This window comes from Gottfriedia sp. NPDC057991, assembly GCF_042886615.1.
In the GTDB taxonomy this organism is placed as follows: Bacteria; Bacillota; Bacilli; order Bacillales; family Bacillaceae_G; genus Gottfriedia.
Window position 1 is genome coordinate 168264 of sequence record NZ_JBHVQN010000005.1, and the last position, 21958, is coordinate 190221.

At 33.3% G+C, this 21958-nt stretch carries 15 protein-coding genes and 3 pseudogenes; 2 read left to right on the plus strand and 16 right to left on the minus strand.

Annotated elements, in window-relative coordinates; translation table 11 throughout:
• Positions 1-52: 52 nt before the first annotated feature.
• The 6 genes from ACFVR2_RS17415 to ACFVR2_RS17440 all read right to left on the minus strand — a co-directional run bounded on the left by ACFVR2_RS17415 (position 53) and on the right by ACFVR2_RS17440 (position 6923).
• Complete coding sequence (locus ACFVR2_RS17415; protein ID WP_387364350.1) at positions 53-1354, minus strand: ArsR family transcriptional regulator; 1302 nt, start codon at positions 1352-1354, stop codon at positions 53-55.
• 11 nt (positions 1355-1365) lie between these two features.
• Complete coding sequence (locus ACFVR2_RS17420) at positions 1366-2199, minus strand: EamA family transporter (RefSeq protein ID WP_387364353.1); 834 nt, start codon at positions 2197-2199, stop codon at positions 1366-1368.
• Between the two features lie 27 nt (positions 2200-2226).
• Complete coding sequence (locus tag ACFVR2_RS17425; protein ID WP_387364356.1) at positions 2227-3528, minus strand: amidohydrolase; 1302 nt, start codon at positions 3526-3528, stop codon at positions 2227-2229.
• A gap of 290 nt (positions 3529-3818) precedes the next feature.
• Positions 3819-4958 (minus strand): ABC transporter permease, encoded by a 1140-nt coding sequence (locus ACFVR2_RS17430; RefSeq protein ID WP_483867307.1) that lies wholly within the window; start codon positions 4956-4958, stop codon positions 3819-3821.
• Positions 4948-5667: an ABC transporter ATP-binding protein gene (locus ACFVR2_RS17435; protein ID WP_387364362.1), complete on the minus strand. Its 720-nt coding sequence runs from the start codon at positions 5665-5667 to the stop codon at positions 4948-4950. Before ACFVR2_RS17435 ends, ACFVR2_RS17430 begins: the two co-directional genes overlap by 11 nt.
• On the minus strand, positions 5667-6923 hold the full coding sequence (locus tag ACFVR2_RS17440) for an efflux RND transporter periplasmic adaptor subunit (protein ID WP_387364365.1): 1257 nt from the start codon (positions 6921-6923) through the stop codon (positions 5667-5669). The genes ACFVR2_RS17435 and ACFVR2_RS17440 overlap by 1 nt, the downstream gene beginning before the upstream one ends.
• A gap of 562 nt (positions 6924-7485) precedes the next feature.
• Here ACFVR2_RS17440 and ACFVR2_RS17445 point away from each other — a divergent pair.
• Positions 7486-8115: a VanZ family protein gene (locus ACFVR2_RS17445; RefSeq protein ID WP_387364368.1), complete on the plus strand. Its 630-nt coding sequence runs from the start codon at positions 7486-7488 to the stop codon at positions 8113-8115.
• A 47-nt stretch (positions 8116-8162) separates the two neighbouring features.
• Here ACFVR2_RS17445 and ACFVR2_RS17450 read toward each other — a convergent pair whose 3' ends face one another.
• From ACFVR2_RS17450 to ACFVR2_RS17465, 4 genes and pseudogenes are all read right to left on the minus strand, one after another.
• Positions 8163-8378, minus strand: coding sequence for a hypothetical protein (locus tag ACFVR2_RS17450; protein WP_387364371.1), 216 nt, complete (start codon positions 8376-8378; stop codon positions 8163-8165).
• 753 nt (positions 8379-9131) lie between these two features.
• Complete coding sequence (locus tag ACFVR2_RS17455) at positions 9132-10727, minus strand: FMN-binding glutamate synthase family protein (protein ID WP_387364374.1); 1596 nt, start codon at positions 10725-10727, stop codon at positions 9132-9134.
• 318 nt (positions 10728-11045) lie between these two features.
• Positions 11046-11276 (minus strand): annotated as a pseudogene (locus ACFVR2_RS17460) (stage V sporulation protein R); the annotation flags it as partial.
• A gap of 144 nt (positions 11277-11420) precedes the next feature.
• A complete protein-coding gene (locus ACFVR2_RS17465; RefSeq protein ID WP_387364377.1) occupies positions 11421-11807 on the minus strand; it encodes a hypothetical protein in 387 nt (128 codons plus the stop codon).
• A gap of 698 nt (positions 11808-12505) precedes the next feature.
• Here ACFVR2_RS17465 and ACFVR2_RS17470 point away from each other — a divergent pair.
• Positions 12506-14893 (plus strand): TOTE conflict system archaeo-eukaryotic primase domain-containing protein, encoded by a 2388-nt coding sequence (locus ACFVR2_RS17470; protein WP_387364380.1) that lies wholly within the window; start codon positions 12506-12508, stop codon positions 14891-14893.
• 137 nt (positions 14894-15030) lie between these two features.
• Here the strand turns inward: ACFVR2_RS17470 and ACFVR2_RS17475 are convergent.
• From ACFVR2_RS17475 to ACFVR2_RS17500, 6 genes and pseudogenes are all read right to left on the minus strand, one after another.
• A pseudogene (locus ACFVR2_RS17475) lies at positions 15031-15123 on the minus strand (SpoVR family protein); the annotation flags it as partial.
• Positions 15124-15145: 22 nt separating this feature from the next.
• Positions 15146-16066 (minus strand): hypothetical protein, encoded by a 921-nt coding sequence (locus ACFVR2_RS17480; RefSeq protein WP_387364383.1) that lies wholly within the window; start codon positions 16064-16066, stop codon positions 15146-15148.
• Positions 16067-16417: 351 nt separating this feature from the next.
• The gene (locus tag ACFVR2_RS17485) at positions 16418-17746 is read right to left on the minus strand and encodes an MFS transporter (protein ID WP_387364386.1); all 1329 of its coding nucleotides are present in this window, start codon (positions 17744-17746) and stop codon (positions 16418-16420) included.
• Positions 17733-19379 carry a PEP-utilizing enzyme gene (locus tag ACFVR2_RS17490; protein ID WP_387364389.1) on the minus strand — a complete coding sequence of 549 codons (1647 nt, stop codon included), beginning with the start codon at positions 19377-19379 and terminating at the stop codon, positions 17733-17735. The genes ACFVR2_RS17485 and ACFVR2_RS17490 overlap by 14 nt, the downstream gene beginning before the upstream one ends.
• Positions 19380-19381: 2 nt before the next feature.
• Positions 19382-20287: a PEP/pyruvate-binding domain-containing protein gene (locus tag ACFVR2_RS17495; RefSeq protein ID WP_387364392.1), complete on the minus strand. Its 906-nt coding sequence runs from the start codon at positions 20285-20287 to the stop codon at positions 19382-19384.
• 952 nt (positions 20288-21239) lie between these two features.
• Positions 21240-21872: pseudogene (locus ACFVR2_RS17500) on the minus strand (SpoVR family protein); the annotation flags it as partial.
• Positions 21873-21958 lie beyond the last annotated feature (86 nt).

Sequence of the window (21958 nt, forward strand, 5' to 3'; positions counted from 1 at the left end):
GTAATAATATTCAGAATATTATATAAAAACTGAAAAGAGTCTTAATCACCTGTCAAAGGCTTATTTTATATATGTTTCTAGGCCTTCCACGCGAATAAGGAGTTTCCTCTCCAATAACCTGAGCAATTCCTTGTTCTTCTAATTCCTTTAAAATTCTACGCGCGCTTCTCGGCATGATTTGCATATACTGTGCCAGCTCGTGAGCTCCAATTTCACTCTTTCCTATTTTTTTAAGAATAGATTCCAGCTTACTAAGAGTCGAAATGCTTAAAGACGTTTGCTCGCTTATTTTTTGTAGTTCTTTTGAGACATAGGAATATGTAATTTGTTCCTCTCTCCCTAATGGACCCGCTATCGTTTGATTATCGAGAGCAACCATCCAACTTCCTTTTCCATACTCTCTAGCATGAAATAAAGCTCTTCCGGCATGAATTTCCGCTTCGTAAGCCGTTTTACCGATTCCGATTCCACAAGTAATGACTTCTTTCTTTAATTCTTCAAGATCTTCCAAATTCGGTATAATTGAAAATTCATTCGTTATATCCTGCAAAAGGCCTCGGGTTGTAAAAATGACATATCTACCGGGACCAGCAGATTTAAGTGACCCTTGAACTTTATTTGCGTATACAAGAAGCTTTTCTGCCATTTTAATTTCTATTTTGTAGATTTCATCAGTCGAAAATGTATCCTTCGCCAATCCAAAATAAGAGTCGATTTCAATCATTTGAACTGCAATTTGACTTTCTTTAAAATGTAACATCTCATAAGTTCGAAGTGCTAAATTTAGTACAGACTCAATAGCTGACTTTGCAGGAAGTACACGATAAACAGGAACACCCATTTTCTCAAGTTCTATATGTGCCGATCGAAGACATGTAACTGCAGCTTTTGTTTTCCCACTTTTCCATAACTCATAGTGGTATTCTGCAAGTACCTCTGCATCAACTTCTCCTTCATAATATTTCAAAAATAGGTTATCAGCTTTAATCTCTGCTTCATCTAAAATACTTTTGAGTTCATCAAAATGGAAGTTATCAAAGCTAATTTGCTCCATTGCAATCTGGTTATGATAAAATATTTGTAACAAAGTTTTATAGAGACTCGGTCCAGTGTGAGGCGTAAAAAACATAGGTTTTGTAATACCACCCCAGCTTTTTGCTATTGCATAAGGGACCTTGCCTGAAAAGAGCCAAATATCAAAATCATTTGCAACAGGACTTAATAGATCAATAATTTCCTCTTCTCTCCAATAGATGATCGGGGTACATTCAAATTCAGGGTATTCCTTTATTACAGATTGAATAACATCAATCGAATCATCAGATCCAAGTAAACCTAAACGGATTTTTTTCATCTTTTCCTCCACTACTCTAAAATAAATAAAATTCCTAAAATAGTAATACAGCAGGCAATCAATTTAGCCGCTGTAATTTTTTCTTTATAATAAATTCTTGCTAAAAACAATGCAAATATTGGTGAGGTATAGGCTAAGGCTACAACTAGAGTCCCGTTGGCAATCTTTAAGGCTGCAAACAATGCGATCCATTGAGTAATCGCAAGAACACCACGAATCGAAAGGTGTATATTCAGTTTTGGATACCAAATTTTCGGTCGATGTATTAAATAGATTATTAGGGCAATCCCACTCGCTCTGAAAAAGTAAAGTGTAGGAGCATTTATCCATTGATGAACAAGCAGTTGTTGTGTAGGAACCATGCTGAGTCCGGCAGAAACTGCAGCTGCAACCCCTAATAAATTCCCTGGTTTTTTTATTTCTACTAATGGAGATAACATGTTTCTACCTTTTACATTTAGAAAATATACACCAAGCACAATAAGCAGGACCGGAATTAATATATGTATATCAAATCCGTGCAATATGCTATTTGGAATAAACGTGAATAATGGGGTCAGCGCAGTATACACTGCTAGTTGTGATACTTCTATTCGTCCTAGCGCTAAGAAAAATGATACATTGGACAATGCATCTAAAATAATCACAATGATTAATAAACCTATTGTAGCTGGAGTAACAGAAAAGGAATAATACCACGGCATTACGCAGCCTAACAATATGGTGACCACTAGAAAAGATGTTACAATAAAGCTATTATTATCCTTCATTTGCAATGTGATTTTTTTTGCATACAACGCATTTACTGCATTCAAAAAAGAGCTAATTAATGCAAGAAAAAACATATTCTTTTCTCCTCTCTCTCTAGTTCATTATTTGGCTAAATGTACAAGTAAGTTTCCATAAACTTCAACTGCATACGCAATTGTTTTTTCGTTAAAGTCGAATGCACAATTATGATGACCCGCTGCCAATTCAGTTCCAAACAATAGATAAGTAGCCATTCCACCATTCTTTTGAACCTCTTTCATCATATACGTTACATCTTCTGAAGCAAGAAAAGGTTGAGAAATAACAATTTCACTGGTTTGTTTAACTTTTGATCCTATACCATATACAATATTCGCAAGATCAGAGTCACAGTCTGCTATAATCGAACGTCCTACTACTTCGGTTTGTTCCTTAATCCCATACAACTGAGCAACTGATTGTATGATCCGCAGTGATTCATTCTTCATATATTGATCAACCTCATTGGTCGTTCCTCTTGTTTCAAATTTCAACTTAGCATGTGCTGGAATAATGTTTCGACCTTCTCCACCTTGAATAACTCCAACATTTATTCTTGAATCCCCTAATCCATGCCGAGAGATTGCATATAATTGCAATGTAATAGTAGATGCCGCAAGTAATGCATTTCTACCTTCATGTGGTGCTAATGCCGCATGTGCCTGCACACCTTCCAGTTCTAAGTCAATCTTGGTTGACGCGAAAAAATCTGTTACGCTACAGACAAGTTGGTTCTGTTTTGTTGCGGTTACACCAATATGACCACTAAAGAAATAATTAACATCTTCTAAGACTCCCGAATCAACCATTGCTCTCGCACCACGCGCGCCTTCTTCCGCAGGTTGAAATATGAGTTTAATTTTTCCTGAAAGCTTCTCTTTCATTTTTGAAATCAGCTGTGCCATTCCTAACCCAATTGTGATATGGCCATCATGTCCACAAGCATGCATATAGCCTTCTACTTTCGAACGAAAATTTTGATTCCATGGAACATGATTTGTTCCTCTATCCTCAGAAATTTCTAATCCATCGATATCAAATCGGAAGGCAAGTGTTGGACCAATCCGCCCAGTATCCCAAATACCTACTACACCAGTTAACCCGTCTTCCATTTTCTCAATCCAATATGAATTTGCTCCAAACGACAATGCCCGCTCCTTAGCTTCTTCTATCGTTTTTTCATCCGGGACTCCCATTCTTGATTCAGGTACAATTATTTCTCTTCCTACTTTTACTTCAAATCCCAATTCTGATAAGAAATCTGCTATGAGAGATGAGGTTCGGAATTCCGTCCATCCTATCTCCGGATAACAGTGGATATCACGCCTAATTTTGATTAAACTTTCTTTCATGTTATCAACTAATTCTGAGATTATTTCTTCCACGTCAATACCTCCTTATTAATTGGGTTGTATTAAAACTTTTTTCCAAACGAGACCAATCCACTATATTATTTACGGTTGAATTCAGGTTACGACCATAATTATAGACTATTCTGATATTTTTGAATAGAAACCTAAAATACTATTTTATTAGTTAATCAACTTAATAACGTTTCTTTTTTATTTGAAAGTGAAAAGAAGATTAATCTATCATAAAGAACGATTTCCTTTTTTAAACAAAAAAAAGGGTGCCCCTTAAAAGTTCTACTTTTGGGACAGCCTCTTTATTCGTTCTATTCATATCGAAGAGCTTGAATTGGATCAAGCTTAGACGCTTTATTTGCTGGAAAAACACCAAATACGATTCCAACTAATAAAGAGAATACAAATGATAACAACATAACCGGAACAGAATATGCAATTGCTGTTCCTGTCGTTATAGTGAATATTTTCGCACTTATCACGCCTATTACAACGCCTATTATTCCTCCAAGTGAACTTAATACCATTGATTCAATGAGGAATTGAAGAAGAATACTTCCACGCTTTGCTCCAATTGCTTTTCTTATACCGATTTCCTTTGTGCGCTCTGAAACCGATACAAGCATAATATTCATAATACCGATACCACCAACAATAAGTGAGATCGCAGCACTTCCGCCTAGCATTAATGTCATCGTTTTATTAACAGATGAAGCTGTTTCCATTAAATCCTCTGGACTGGAAACACTATAGCTATCTTCATCTCCAATAATCGTAAACATCTTTTGTTCAATTCTACGTAATGTAAAATTAATCATATTTTCATTTTCTACTTTTACATAGACAGATCCAATTGAAGTAGTTGATGCCAGGAGCTGAGCTGTGCTAAGCGGAACAAAAATCGTACTGTCCCCACTTGAACCTAATGAACTACCAACTGATTGAAGTACCCCAACAACCCGAAATGATGTTCCATTCACTTGAACGTATTGACCAACTGGATTTCCAAAACCGAATAATGTTCGTGCTGTGCTTGAGCCAAGTACTGCAATTTTTGAGTGATTATCATTATCTAAATCTGCGATAAATCGCCCTGATTGCAGCTCCAAATCACGAACTTTTAAATAAGGTGAAGTTGTTCCTGTCACAGACACTTGTGCGTTCGTTTGTCCGTTTTTAACAGTTACTCTTCCAGAAACGGTCGGAGCAATTGCTTCTACACCACTAACGTCCTTAAGTTGATTGGCATCATCTTCTTTAAATGTAACATCAGAGCCAGTTACACTTACTGTTAATACATTTGTACCTAAGCTTCCTATTTGATCTTGCACTTCTTTCGTTGATCCTTGTCCAATCGCAACCATTACAATAACGGAGGATACACCGATAATTATACCTAGCATCGTCAGGAACGCTCTTACCTTGTTTCCTTTAATGCTCTTAAGCGCCATTCTCAGTGTCTGCAAACCATTCACCTCCATTCTCGTATAACTGACCATCGTGTATTCGTACTATACGATTTGCATTTTTAGCTACTTCTAGATCATGTGTAATTAGAATAATTGTATGTCCTTGTTCATTTAACAAATTCATAATCTCCAAAATTTCCTTACTTGTTTTACTATCAAGAGCACCCGTCGGTTCATCTGCCAGTAATATAGGAGGGCTTCCAGCAAGGGCACGCGCAATTGCGACACGCTGCTGCTGCCCTCCTGATAATTGTGTAGGTAAATGATTCGCTCGATCTACTAATCCTACTTTTTTTAACGCCGAAAGAGCAAGTTCTCTTCGTTCAGCCGTTTTCATCCCTCTATAAATGAGAGGAAGTTCTACATTTTCTACTGCAGTTAACTTTGGAATAAGATTGAAATTTTGAAAAATAAATCCAATTTTTTCATTCCGTATAGTCGCTAGTTGCGAGCTCTTCATTTGCCCTACATCTTCATTATCAATCAAATATCTCCCAGAATCTGGTCGGTCTAAGCATCCAATCATGTTCATAAATGTTGATTTCCCTGAACCTGATGGACCGATGACTGATATAAAATCACCCTTTTGGATATCTAAAGATACACTCTGAAGAGCCATTACTGTTTCTCCGCCAAGTTCATACATTTTCGTCATGTTTTTTATTTGAATAATCGGCTCTAAGTTAGTCATTATTTACCTCCTTGTCCGCCACCTGCTTGAGTTCTACCTCCGAAGTTTCCTCCACTACGGTTGAATCCTCCACCGGAGAATCCTCCACCTTGGAATCCCCCACTTGGGAATCCTCCATTTTGCATCATAAATCCACCAGAATTACCTCTTGATTGAACACTTGGTATTTCGATAGACTCTCCTTCACTTAATCCACTTGTAATTTCTACATTCGTATCATTTGAAATACCTGTTTGTACAGTAACTTTCTTAGTGGATTCCCCAGAACCATCTGTAGATGTAGGAACTAGTACATATTTTTCATTTCCATTTTTATACACTGCTTCTACTGGAACATATAGCGCGTCTGCTTTACTTTGTATTAAAATACTTGCTTCTGTTGACATACCAATTTTCAGACTTTTTGGATCATTAATTTTTACAGTTACATCAAATGTTGAAACGCCATTTGTCGATGTACCTTCATTTGATACTTTTGTTACTTTCCCATCAAATGATTGACCTTCAAAGGCACTTGCAGTTATTTTTACTGACTGTCCAACCTTTACTTTTGGAATATCTAATTCGTCAACACTAATCGTTGTTTCCAACGAATTGTAATTTGTTATATGCGCAACTGTCGCAGAACTTTGCACAGAATCTCCACTTTTAACAGAAAGAGTTGTAATTGTCCCAGATACTGGTGCCTGTAATATACTACCATCTGTAAATTTCACAAGTGTTGCACCTTCTTTTACAACTGAGCCTTCCTTTACATATACAGTATCCGCTACTAAACTACTACCTCCTGTATTTCCTCCAACTGAACTATCTGAAGAGCTGCCACTGTCTTCCCTTGTAATAGGCGCTGTTACGCCATCTTCATTTTCCATACGAAGTAGTACTTTTCCTTGAGAAGCTCCGCTACCGCTTTTCACCTTAACTGATGTGATTTCTCCATCATATGGAGCTTTAACAACATCACCATTCTCAAATGTTATAAGCGTGTCACCTTTATTTACTGATTCTCCAGATGAAACACTTACACTATCCACAACTAGAATTGTATTTGCCGCAGTTACATCTTCGTCAGTATTTGCAGTTACCGAACCCGATCCAGTAACAGCTACTTCTAACTTTCCTTTTTGTGCCGTAATTGTTTGTGCTGTAGCCATCACATTTTGGGCTTGATTTGCTTGACTCTTACTATATATGAACCAACCACTTCCACCTCCAACAGCAACAACAATAACTGAAATAATAACCCACTTTTTCAATTTTCTTTTCTCCTCTCCATCATTGAGATTGATATGAATTTATACCCGATTATTCTTGACGAGACTCATTCGATTCCGAAATTTCCACATATCCTCAGAAACTCTAATATCTTGTAACCATTTTAAGAAAACCAGGGCTTATCTTGCGTTTATACAGCAAACTTACTCTACTATTGGTCGTTTGCATTAGAGCTTGTTTTATCTATTTTTTTACTCCTCCTAATTTCATTTGATAAGCTCATTTTGGATTGTGTACCTTAAATTTCCCTTAATAAAAATCAATGCTTTTTAATAGGAAGAGGACATAGATCAAATTCAAAGCATTTAAAACTCTTAATTTATTTCACAAATAAATCTCCCCCTTTTATATATTTGGAGGAGATTTTAATTGGACTTATATGAAAACTCTTATGAATATTTTTGTATATGTGTTTGCCTGCTCAAGATAGTTCAACTTTTTTGTAACTTTATAGAATGCGTATGATAATATTGGAAATATATGGTAATACATGAATTATTCTGTTAAAATTTTATGGGGTAATATGAAAATGGGGAAACTTTTATGAAAAAGAGAATTATTGGTGCAATGCGTCTTGCTTTACCACTAGCTATAACATTAATCATCTCGATTATGGTTGCATTTGTATTAATGCGAGCATTTCTCGGTGAAATATTATCGAGAGTAGTTCCATATGCTAGTGAAGTATTTTTTTATAGTATGTTTATTTGTTTGTTCTTAACCTTTAATACAATCTTAAATGTGATACTGCATTATATTAAGTATAAAAAAATTCACATTAGTAAATTCGGATTTAGTATATTTGTAATTTCATATATTGTTTTTGTAGTTTCTATTTTATTTTCACGAAATTCTCAAGGAAACTTTTATAAAAATAACTTTATTCCTTTTAAAACCATATATTGGTTTTTAACTAGTAAAACGGATTTACTTTATAAAGTGTCTAATTTATTAGGAAATATTGTTATCTTTATTCCATTTGGAGCAATTCTTTATTATTGTTTACATAAACTAGTAAAGCATATTTATCTATTCTTCATATGCTTTTTGTTAGTAACTTCATTAGAATTCTTTCAAACAAAATATGCAGTTGGAAGTTTTGACATAGACGATATAATATTAAATTCTATGGGCGTTATCTTAGGAATTTTATTAGTATTTAAAAAAAGATAACTTAATTAGGCATCTTTTAAAATATTTAATACAGAGTAGAAAAGAGGCTATAATTTAATGAAAGAAAAAATCACTAAGTCAAAACTAGCTTTAATTTTGGCAATCTTGTCATTCTTTGTACCAACAAGAGGTATAATATTCGCTACAATTGGTGTTATAATTGGTACTCTTGGTTTTGTTTTATCAATAGAAGAGTATAGAAGATTCAAGCAAGAAGGGAAATGGTTTGTTCGTTCAACTATAATCTTATGTATTGTATCCATATTATTGCATTCACCTCACTCATGGAGTATCGACAAGATACTTCCATAATACCCTTCATTGATGTTCAAACGTATATTTGATAAAGCATGCAACTACGTATTGCTTTATTTGAAGATCACAAACATCACAAACTGCTTAATTGCAGTTTTTTTTATTAAAGTAAATGATAGTTTAGTTGAATAAGAAAAGGATTTTTTTTTCCAATTCATTGAATCTAAATATAGATTTGGATACGTATCGAAGAAAAGAAAAATGAAAGCAGAAAGGTAGAATTAAAAATTATGTCATTACGATTTTTAAGAAATATCATTCTTTTTATTCTTATTCTGGGTGTGGGCTTGTGGCTGTTTCTCCACGACTATAAGTTCGCAATCTATGCCGGACCTATTTTTATAGTAACCAAGATAATATGGGTTTTGATTGAAAATAAAGTTATAAAGAAAAAACTTAAGCAAATTTAATAATTGGGTATGCATCTATAAAGTGGAAAGCTACTTATTAAACTAAAGCACTGTGATAGTTGCCTAAGCAGTCACATCTAGAGTAAAAAAGATGACGCCATATTTAGTTAATGTCTTTCAAATTGCTACCCATTTTCTTTATTCTGTTTAAAACAAAGATAGACTACCGAAGTAGTCTATCTTTGTTCAGCTATCGAATTGGTTCATTCAATATGAAGTTGTCAACTTTATAATTCCAATATATAAATGAAAATAAGAGGCGAAAGATACGTAAAGTAAAGGCACTATTTTTTAATCTACTTTTTCTACAATTGATTGATAAATTTCCTTCAGTGACCACACTTTCCCTTTTTCATCTTTATAAACGACATGTTCCCTTTGAAAGTGGACAGGGGAATCTAGACCCGCAGCGGCAGCTAATCGAAATAAACCTTCACGCATTGAAATTAGATAATTCGCTGTTCGATATTTTTTTTCATCAATGACAAGGGCTTTTTGTAAATCAGGATCTGTTGTGGCCACACCTACTGGACATGCATTGGAGTGGCATTTTAGTGCTTGAATACAACCGATCGTAATCATAAATCCTCTTGCGATATTAACAAGGTCAGCCCCCATTGCTAGTGCAATCGCTACTCGATCTGGCGAAAATAATTTTCCTGAAGCTATTATTTTAACTTGATCACGTACACCATATTTTCTTAAAGCATTATCCAATAATGGTAATGCAGACTTAATTGGCAACCCTACACTATCTGCCAGTTCCTGGTATGTGGCACCTGTCCCCCCTTCACCACCATCTACAGTAATAAAGTCAGGGCCCTTCCCAGTACTTTTTATATGTTTTGCTAATTCATCCGCTTCATGACTACTTCCAATAACCACTTTCATTCCTACCGGTTTTCCTGTTTGTTCTCGGATCTTTTCTATAAAGTCAAACAATGAAGGAAAGTCCTGAAACTCTCGAAAACGATTAGGACTATCAATAGATTTATAAGGTTCTACCATTCTTATTCTTGCAATTTCCTCTGTTACCTTTTCCCCATCAATATGCCCACCACGTGTTTTTGCACCTTGAGCTAATTTAAGTTCAAAAGCTTTCACTTCAGGAATTTTACTTTTTTCTATCAAGGCATCCCAATTAAAATTCCCTTCATGATCTCTAACACCAAATAAACCTGGGCCAATTTGCATGATAATATCAACGCCACCCTTTAGATGGTATTCAGACAAACCACCTTCACCTGTATTCATCCATGTCCCCTTCGCAATTGCTAATCCCTCAGAAAGTGCAGTAATAGCTTTTTCACCTAAGGATCCATAGCTCATAGCAGACATTCCAATCTGGCCTTTTACAATAAAAGGATACTTCGTGTTTTTACCTATTACAATTGCATCACTATCTTCCAACAAATATGCAGGTGAATCATTCTCCTCTAATCGTTCCTCCTTCTGTGTAAATAAAGGCTCTTTTATCAATAAATATCGATTTGTTGTTACGTTTATTTCCTGATCCATTTTTAATTCTTCTGACAGTTTAGGGAACATCGAATTTCTAATATAATACCCTTTATCTTCAAAATCTCTTTTAGACCCAAACCCAAGAACATCTCGTTTATATTTTGCTTTTTTGACAATATGCTCATATTCATCTCTTGAAAAAGGTTTACCTTCTCGGTCATTGTTAAATAAATACTGACGTAACTCAGGTCCAATAGTTTCTAAGAAGTACCTAGCTCGTCCGATTACTGGATAATTACGGAGTATTGGATGCTGCTTCTGTTTACGATCTATAAAAAACAAATATAGAGTACCTATTACTAAAACTGTAAATATTAAGGCAAAAAAAATGAATCCAAGGATAATTAAAACATTTGTTATATTCAATTATAATTCCCCCTCGCAAAAGTTCGGTAACGTTACAATCAAATTTATGTTAAATTAAAATACTTCATTCTAATTGTTTACAAATCTATACTAGTTGAACATACAAAGATTCGATTCGTATTTGTACCCCAAGGCGTGTAATTCTTCTTTTGCCAAATTAGTAAATAAAATGTATTTACTTTCCTTAATTGAGTCTACATTTTATACTTTATACATTTCCTTCCAATTTATACAGTGCTTTGCATCGTCCACTCCTTTTCTGATTTAAAACTAAAATAATAAATTTTCACGGTAAGAAAACCACCTAAAAAGGTGGCTCTAAATATACTTCCGATGAATATTCTTCCCATCATAACTAAATAACTCAGACTTATTCTCAATATTTGTCTCCAAATGAACCCCTCTACCCCATAACTGATGAATATAAGGCATTACCTTTTCCACATACTTCACATCAAGCTCCATATGTTCATAGGAATGCTTCAAATAAAACTCACCATTTTTTAAATAGTCACCCTCTTGTACAACGATATACGGGAATCCTCCAAGACTCGCTACGGGCGAACGGGAATCCCGCCCGTTACTGGTTTAGTTTTATAAGAAATGAGTAACAAAAATTAAAAGGCATTGCTCTTGAGCAACGCCTTTTTCACATATTATTATCACTTGACAATTAGCATGTTATTTTAATTTCTATCTAAAAAAAATTTCATATTTATTCTTTAAAAAAGCTTTTAATAGCTCCAGCTTCTCTTTTGAATCTATGACTTCAAATGGAACATATACTTCATGTTTTTTTAGAAGAAAATTTCTCATTTCTTTAATTTCAAAATTTAAAATTTGTTGGACTTCTTTTTGAACAGACTTCCCTCTAGTAGATTCTGGATTACCTGGATCTACATGAAGAATTATGCAATGGTATTTTTTATCTCCATATAGAGTCGCAAATTTTTTAAACGCGCCACTAAAGGAAATAGGTTTATACCCTAACGATAGGCTCTTTGCCGCCATTGTACATTTCATTGGACCTAAACTGTTTAAATATTTATGAAGTTCACTAAATACAATTAATTCATTCATTCTTATTTTTCTCCTTCTAAGCTATTATTTTTGCAATCACTTTTTTTATAAGAATAGGATTGTATAGTTTCCTGTGATATCAAGCTAGCTATTGTAACTCAACTAGTCGAGTAGAAAGGAGTCTTTCTACTTTACGGTAAATTGTACTTCATCCCTTCACTATGAAAAAGCGTTAGTTGAACTAGATTCAGTTATTAATAATGTATTTTTCCAAGCCAATAGTAATCATTTCCTTTTCAGATGGTTCTTCAGTTTCTATCTCAGTATCAAAAATTGATGTTGCTAAGTTCTTATTTTTTATCTCATTGGATGCTCCAATCTGGATTCACATTCATCACAGTATACAAAAAGCGATTTGAATTTTTTATCTTTTAGGATTTCTACCCAACCTTGATAACAAATCGGACACCAAGCAACTTTATTTTATAATACTCCATAAAAATCATCTTTTTTTAAAGTACATATGACTAACGCATTGCGTTCAATAAGGTAAAAGAAATCTTAAATTTGATATGAATCCAAGAAGTATTAATCCAATTCCTGATTGGGATATCATGATAATGAAATTTCTCATCTTTTACGTTCTTATTCCTACTGTATTTTACAACAAACAAAATATATGATCATTTTTACCTTCTAATTTTCTATGTATAATACATTTAGTACATTTAAAAATCTTTAAAAATTGAGGGAATACAATGCATAATCTTGAACTTAAGATCCAACAATTAATAAAAGAATGTGAACAACTGAAACTAGAAAATCAAAAATTAAAAACTCTACTGAAACATCATAACATACCTTTAAATAGTTCTAATCAAAATACAAAAAATGAATCTGTAAACGTTAAAAGGCAGAAAATAAATGAAAGAATTGAAATATATAAAAATCTCTTTATAGGGAGAACAGATGTATATGCAGTTAGATGGGAAGCCAAAAATGGAAAATTCGGATATTCACCTGCTTGTAAACATGAGTGGAAACCAACTATATGTCAAAAACCTAACATAAAATGTTCGGAATGTCAGTATCGAGAACTACTGCCACTAACAGATCAAGTTATATATGATCATCTTACAGGTAAACATATTATCGGTCTATATCCCCTTCTACAAAATGAAACATGTTGGTTCTTAGCAGTTGATTTCGATAAAAAAAATTGGCAAATGGATGCTCTAACTTTTATTAAGACTTGCAATGAGCTGAATGTTCCAGCGTGTATTGAACGTTCCCGATCAGGCGATGGATGTCATGTTTGGATTTTTTTTCAAGAACCTCTTCCAGCATATCTAGTTCGAAAACTAGGTAATGAACTAATATCAAGAACACTTGAAAAAAGATATGAACTTGGAATGGACTCGTTTGATCGTTTATTTCCAAATCAAGATACACTCCCTAAAGGAGGTTTTGGAAATTTAATTGCTCTACCTTTGCAACATGGTCCAAGAAAAAATGGAAATAGTGTTTTTGTTGATGAAAACTTTATACCATATCAAGATCAATGGTCCTATTTGAGTAATATAAAAAAAATGAAGTTAGAAGATGTAAACAAAATAATTAAAACATCTCATCAACGAGAGAAGTCACTTAGTTTTGAAAAAGAAACTATACAATATTTAAATAAAGAAACTCAAAATTTCCCAATTAAATTGAAAGTTATTGAAAGTAATGGATTATGTATTGAAAAAAAGGGACTTCCCTCTTCTTTAATTCATAAACTCATACAATTAGCTACTTTCAAAAATCCAGAATTTTTTAAAGCTCAAGCAAAACGATTATCTACACACGGAATACCAAGAAATATTACTTGTAGTGAAGAAACAGATGATTTAATAATTTTGCCACGAGGATGTAAAGTTGATCTTGAAGCGTTACTGAATCAATACTCTATTAAATATAATTTCCAAGACTTGTCTAATGTAGGTAAAAAAATATTATTGACTTTTATAGGGGAATTAAGAACGGAACAAGACCAAGCTGTAGAAAAATTATTAGAAAATCCTATAGGAATCTTATCGGCAACAACTGGATTTGGAAAAACGGTGATTGCTGCTGAACTAATAGCTAAAAGAGAAGTAAATACTTTGATAATTGTTCATAGAAAGCAATTATTAGAACAATGGAAAGAACGTTTATCAACATTTTTAGATTTAGAAAATAATAAAATTGGTCAAATTGGAGGAGGGAAAAATAAGCGAACTGGAATTATTGACATAGCAACTATACAAAGCCTTAATTACAAAGGTGAAGTAAAAGAACTTGTCACTGAATATGGTCAAATCATAGTTGATGAATGTCATCACATTTCGGCGTATAGTTTTGAGCAAGTCTTAAAAAAAGCGAATGCTAAATATATATGTGGTTTAACTGCCACTCCGACAAGAAAAGATGGTTTACAACCGATTATGAAAATGCAATTAGGACCAATTCGATATAAAGTGATTGCTAAAGACCAAGCAAAAGTTAGACCTTTTGAACATATATTATTGCCTAAATATACAAATTTTACGAGTAATAGCAATGCTGAGGAAAAAGAAATTCAATCATTATATAAAGAAATTATACATGATCAAAAGCGCAATCAAATGATTTTTGATGATGTACTAATGGAATTAGACAATGGAGCTATTCCGCTAATAATAACTGAAAGAGTTGAACATGTTCATTACTTAGAATCTAAATTTAAAAAATTCGCAAAAAATATTATTGTTTTAACAGGTGGAATGAGTAAACAAGAAGAAAAAGAAAAAAGAAAAAAATTAGAGGGATTTACAAATGATGATGAAAGGTTAATTATAGCAACTGGAAAATATATTGGTGAAGGCTTTGATCATGCACGATTAGATACTTTATTTTTAGTCATGCCTTTATCTTGGAAAGGCACTTTACAACAATATGTTGGAAGACTCCATCGTGTACATGACAATAAATCTAAGATTAAAGTAATTGATTATGTAGATTATAAAGAACCCATTCTAAAAGCAATGTTTAATAAAAGAATGAAGGGGTACAATTCTATGGGGTATCGAATTATAGAGACAGAGTCAAATATGAATAATAATACTGAACAAATGAAGTTTTTTTAAGGAAGTATATTCATTAAATACAAACACCAAAAGAAATGGACATTAAATGATTCAATTCATTTAACACCCATTTCTTTTTATTATAAACCCATTTAATCCCTACGAATTGTCAAAAAGTCCAACACTTCAATGTTAGTTTAAATATACTTCCGATGAATATTCTTCCCATCATAACTAAACAACACAGACTTATTCTCAATATTCGTCTCCAAATGAACCCCTCTACCCCATTACTGATGAATAAATAGAACATTAATTTATTTTCATATTATCTTTACTTTGAACAATAATTTCATAAGGACCAGGAAATTCTTTGTTTATATCAGGATTTTGGAAAAACTCATTAACTAATTTGTCAATTAGCTTTCCATTTTCTTTTGATTTGGAATCTGAACTATTTATAGTAGTGTTAATAATGATCGGATGTCTTTCGTCTATGATAGTTGTAGAAGTAACGTGAAGTCGTTTTATTTCCTTTAAACCTTCATTTATTGACGGAACGACCTTTTCCATCCAATGTCTCGTAATTTTTCGATTTAAATCATATGTAAAGTACATTGGTAAATTACTTATGTTTAACCCTTTTTCTTGTGCAAGATTAACAAACTCTTTGTGGTAGTTGTTTATGTCGACTGGGTTTGAAATTTCTTTATTATTTTGCATAAAGACAGCGGTAACGCTTATCATGCGTCCATCAGTAGCTGAACATTCGGTCCCTGGCAACACTTCTATTTGATGACGTTTCTTCATCTCGTTTGCTACATCTTGAAGAATTTTCTCTTCTTGTTCTTGCCTTTTTAAAGGATTGCCATGCCTCCAATAAGCAAGAACTTTTGCGTGATAATCGTTATACTTTTTCACTTTCAAAACTTTTTCCATATCATGTTGGAGGTCACCCTTTAAGTAATTAAAATTTTTTTTGGAATATGGTCTAATTGTGAGAGCAATTTCTTTTTTTGAGCGGTTTAAGACCAAATCGTAACCATTTGGATACCCTTTTTTCTGAAGCACTTTTTGATTAAAAGAAGATTCAACATCTCTTTTCAGTTTCAGAGTTTCATAGTAAGAAACTAAATTATTCACTTGAGATGTTTCTGTTTTTTGACTTGTAAAACTACACCCTGCTAGATTAATGGCAGCAAAAGAAATGAGAATTAGTTTTTTGATTTTCAATAATTAGTACCTTCTTCCTTTGTATGAATATGTATATATATCGTTATTTTAAATATTTAGAAATCAACATCAATTCTAAGTGCTAAGTTTTGATTGTTCAATAGTAACGATCATTTAGATCAAAACTTGCCTTAAAAACTAAGAATCTTATAACTATCCTACAGTTACGTTGAATAAGCTTATACAAAATTCTAGTCAGAAATGCAAATATGGATTAATACTCGTTTTGGATGGTTGCAAGACTTTTTTCCTTAATTAAGAACAAATGACTTTTTAGAACATATATACCGCAAAAAATAGGGATTGATAAAATACAATCAACCCCCTCATAAATTCCTCTTAAAAATATGACTATCCCACTAAGTACTTCTTCACCGCCTTAGCCTGACCTAGCGTTAATACGATTGAAAGGATAAGACCTATTACGGAAACAATTAATAAAAGGACGTATAAAAAGGTCTTTCCCACATAAATACTAACCGCCGCAGAAGCCATCATTCCCCCCATATATCTAAAGGTTGAATAGATCCCTGCAGCAACACCTGATTTTTCCTTTGATACAGATTCTATGTTTGTCGATTGCATGGCTGCTGCACCAATACCAGCTGAAAAACCTCCTAACAAAAGAGTACTCATCAAATAGAGATAGGTTACTTTAGGAGTAAATCCAAAATAAAATAAAACGGTAAAGCTAGATAATAGAAAAGATAAGATAATAACTTTTTCTTTTCCAAATTTATTTGCTAACTTCCCACCAACCAACGCGGATATAGACATAGCAAGAGAAAAGTAAAACAACAAGCTACCAATCTTATTAATCGTAAAATGATAAGATTTTAATAAAATTGGAATAAATAATATGGTACTGTACATGACGAAATTATTAATTAAGATAGATAGGTTCGAACTAAAAAACGCTCTATTTTTAAACATAGGAAACTCGATGAGTGGAGCCTGAGTAGTTCGTTCTTGGTAAATAAAAAGTCCAATAAAGAGTAGTAGAATAAGAATCGTCCATACACTTAAATATTCATTATGTGTGAGTAACAAGGTTATAAACGTTAATACACTACCTAGATAAATTGAACCAAATATATCTAATGAATTGGTTTTCGTTTTACTCAGATTTGGAATCATTAACCAAGATAAAAGGATAGCCATTAACAAAAAAGGAATATTCACCCAGAAAATAGCTTCCCAGTTGAACAGACTAATAAGTTCGGAACCAAGAAGTGGTCCAACTGCTGCTCCCAACCCCATCGACATTCCGAAAATACCAAAGACATTACTTATTTTATCCTTAGGGATAACGTACCGAATAATCGCAGTTGCATTTGGGGTAACAAGTGCTCCTCCAAGGGCCTGTAAAGAACGGAAAATAATTAATGAAACCAAATTAAACGAAAAAGCACACGCCACTGAAAATATAATCAGTAGTGAAAATCCAATTAGTAACACCTTTTTATTTCCGTAAATATCACCTAACTTCCCAGCAATTGGCTGAGCTACAGCCATAACGATTAAATAAATGGTTACAACCCATGTAATATCAGATACAGAAACGGATAATTCTGAAGCAATCGTTGGTAACCCTACGGCAATCATCGTTGAATTAACAGGGACCAAAATAGTCCCTGTTAATATGGCTAGTAAAATTAGAAACTCTTTAGATCTGCTCATGGATGATGACTTCTCCTTTTGTCCCATCCACTGTAATGATATCACCATCTTTTAACATTGAAGTGGCAATTTTCGTACCTATTACACAAGGTACTCCGTATTCTCTTGCTACCGTCGCTGCATGAGATAAAATACCGCCTACATCCGTCACAATCCCACCTACTAAAGTAAATAAAACCGTCCATGGAGGCGTAGTTGTTTTACAAACAAGAATATCACCTTTTTTGACTTTACCAAACTCACTTTGATCACGAACTACTTTTACCGTTCCTTTGTATGCTCCTTGCACTCCTGCATAGCCGGTAAATGTTTTCGTCACTTGATTCAAATCAGGCATTTTTGCACCAAATACAAGCTCATAAACTGGATCAATAGGACCAGCTGGCGGTTGACCAAAGAACGGTTGAGGAGAATGAGCTTGATTATGGTGATGCTCTTCTTTTCTACTCTTTATTAAATCATAAGAATTCTTTGGCTCTCTAAGTAATTCAATCACATCATCTAAATAAAGGAATACAATATCCTCATTCCTTTCAATGACAGAATGATTAGCTAATGTTTGACCAACATTTAATAAAAATGGACGTGCTTTTGCAGGTAGCATAGCATCAATATAGAAGTGATGATCTTCATCCAACCCCCACATGTTTAGTGCCATATCATGAAGAACTTTAAACGTTTCTTTTAATTCCCCTTCTGGCATGTTGGATAAAACCTCTTTCACATTCTGTTCTCTATTTAAAATCACTTCCTCAATTTCAGCTTCAAAGTTGTAATCCTTCTCAAGATAATTTTGAATGATTTTTAAAACATGATATGGATTTTCTACCCATGTTTCATCTGCAAATTCATGACTATTTGCAGTTCGATATCCGTACTCTTCAAGGAAGGATTGAACCGAAGCAACAAACTGTCTTCCCTCAGCTAGATCCTGTAATGAATCTAGAAGCTCGTTTGTATCAGTGTCACTAAAGATTTTTGATAACGACCCAGACTCTTTTACTTGCATAGAAAGCTTCCATAGCTCTCGATCTGTTTCAAGCGACTTATTCATCGTTCCTAATAATAAATCATAGATGACAGCTGTATTTGTCGTATTTAATAAAGTACCATAAATTTCTTGCAGTGCAGCTCCTATAGATATTCTCGGCATAACCACTTCAAAATGGATAGACCAAATCTTTTTATACATTTCATAAAGTTCAAATACTTTTTCTTCCGCTTCCCCAAGTGTTAAACTCTGATTTTTATACTCATCTAAACGGTTATAAAAAGGTAATAGCGTATCATTAACATAATTATTAAATATGTCGATAGCTCTTGGGAAAACAGACGACATTAACGCTTGATGTTCCTTAAGGCGCGTTTCCGGATCTTCATGAGTTAATACTGTTTGGTAGAAATAACCATTTGATGTTTTAGCATGAAACTGCTTCATTGGCAACTTTAGTTTTTCAAAAGCCTCCAAAGTACCAGCTGTTAAAGCAGGTATCATGAAAGAAGAAAATAGCGGAGATAATGGTTTTTGAAAGTGAGCTCCATCTAGTTCCCAGAAACTTGTCTTTTCTTCCTCTGCTAAAAATAAATTCTTTTTAAAATCCGTTAATTCGTATACATTCGTCTCTTTACTCATTCTTAATTTTCCCCCTTCAAAGTCGTAATCGGTCTAACTTGCAATATATATAATTGATCATTTTTTATAGCAAACTCAATATCTACTGGATGTTGATAGTAGTTTTCTATTTTTTTTGTGATGTCCATTAAGGCCATAATTTTTTCATCCTCCAAACAAAATACTTCCTGCAATGAAGGAGGAACTTCAGCCTTTTCCATCCCAGTTTCCAAAGGTATGACTTGTATCTCTTTAAGCCCCAGCTCTTTTATTATCAATTCAGATTCTTTATTAAGAACAAATAGATCTGGAGTAACCAATCCATCTACCACAGATTCTCCTAAGCCATAGCTTGCGTTAATAATGATTTCTTGTTTATTAAATGTCACAGGATTCATACTGAAAATTACACCAGCCACATCTGCATCTACCATTCCCTGTACTAATACACCCATCTTGACATCTGATAATGAAATCTGATTTTTCTTCGCATATTCCTGAACATAAGTAGAAAAATACGATGCCCAGCAACGCTTGATACTATGTAATAACTCTTCCTCACTTCTAACATTTAAAATAGTTTCATATTGCCCTGCAAAAGAGGCTCCACGAAGATCTTCTAATGCTGAGGAGGAACGCACTGCAACTGCGTATGTATCCGTATTACTTTTTAATCCCTCAAAATTCATAAGAATATACCTTTTCATTTGATCGGGGAATTCACCTTGTAAAATTTCTGATTGAATCCTCTCATTATTTGTGGTCTCAATGTTATTAATCGATAAAAATGCCTTAAAGACTTCTCCTGTCAGTATAAACCCGTCAGGAATATGATCAAACAATATTGCCATTTTTGAAAGATTCATAGCCTTCGAACCTATTAAGGATAGGTCATAATTTACGCCATTACACAAAGTTACGATCGACAACTTCCAATTTCCTCCCATTTTTGTAAAAATATTTAAATTATTGTAAATATTATGTAAATTTTATAACGCTAACGTTAATATTAACATTTCATAATAGGCATGAACAACTAAGTTTCGTCGACATTTAATTCTTATTGCGTGTCGAAAGTTGGACATGTAGACAGAACCTTTTAGATGCAATATTACACGTTGCACTTTTTAAGCGTCTCAATAAAAAATCACTAATAAGATAATCCTAAATATAGTCCATAAATTTGTTCCTGAATCTTTAAATAAAAAAGTTGGCTGTACCATTTTAACTCAATCTGAACTTCTACACACTGTGTATCTGTAAGTTTTATATCCCATACCTTGCCACTCAATAAATATGTATTTTTACATATGACCAGCTATTTTTGCTAAGTAGTTTCAAATAAATAGGATATTAGAATCTAGTACACGTACCTCTAATACTCTTTAAGAAGTTATGTTTATTTATGAGCTAGTAATGTATTTTTTTTTGTAAAAAACATACTATTTCCTCCATATCCAAGCAAATCGAATTAAATCATAAATTCGTTTCTCGTCTTGATTCATTACTTTGGTATATATACAAATCCTCCCAATCCCTAGTTCTTCTGAAGTATAATAGTTATTTTTGTACTATTTGAAGGATTCATTCAGTTGAAATCTTATATTTGTTCTTAATTAAGAACGAATTCTATTATAATTGGAAATCATTATAAAAACTACTATAGTTTTCCAATAAGTAAAGTTTCTTCCTTTCGGTTTCCTTAATAAACCATTAAGGTTTTTTTGATATTTTTTTATTTTTATTAGTGTTTGTTAACGAACAAAGACGATCAGAAATGAAGTAAAGTTCATTAAGTCGACCATTTTGTTTCAAAATTTTAGTTGTATATTGGCTAAAATTAGAAAGCAATTCATAAAAAAACCACCTTTAAAGGTGGTCCTAAATATACTTCCGATGAATATTCTTCCCATCATAACTAAACAAAACAGACTTATTCTCAATATTCGTCTCCAAATGAACCCCTCTACCCCACAACTGATGAATATATGGCACTACCTTCTCAACATACTTCACATCAAGTTCCATATTTTCATAGGAATGCTTCAAATAAAGCTCTCCATTTTTTAAATAATCGCCTTCTTGTACAACGATGTATGGGAATCCGCCATTTACCCGACTAACTACCAGTTGATCTCTTACATTTCCCCATGCTTTATCAGTGACTTTATATTCCTTCCCTTGTCTCTGGAATAAATACATATCTTCACGCATGACAAGATCTTTAGTTAGGTAGTTTCGAATAAATGAACTATCAGACTCTAATTCTCGTACTTCAAACATTTTTTCTCTTCCGCTGCCTGGTTTAACACACAATTCTCTCATTTCTTTTGTCGGATTATTATATCGCTCTTCAATATCTTCAAACATTCTTAGTCCTAAATAGTATGGGTTGATGCTTGTTTTCGATGGTTGAACTACTCCTGCATTAAGCTTTGCGTATTCAATTGCTTCATTTGAATCAAGGTTTAGTTCACGCATAATTCTTATATGCCAGTAATTTGCCCAGCCTTGTTTCTCTCAAAGATCTTCTTTTTGATTAAGATTCTTATATTCCTGATTCTACATTTTTTCACTATGTAGCAAGTGTACATTAATAA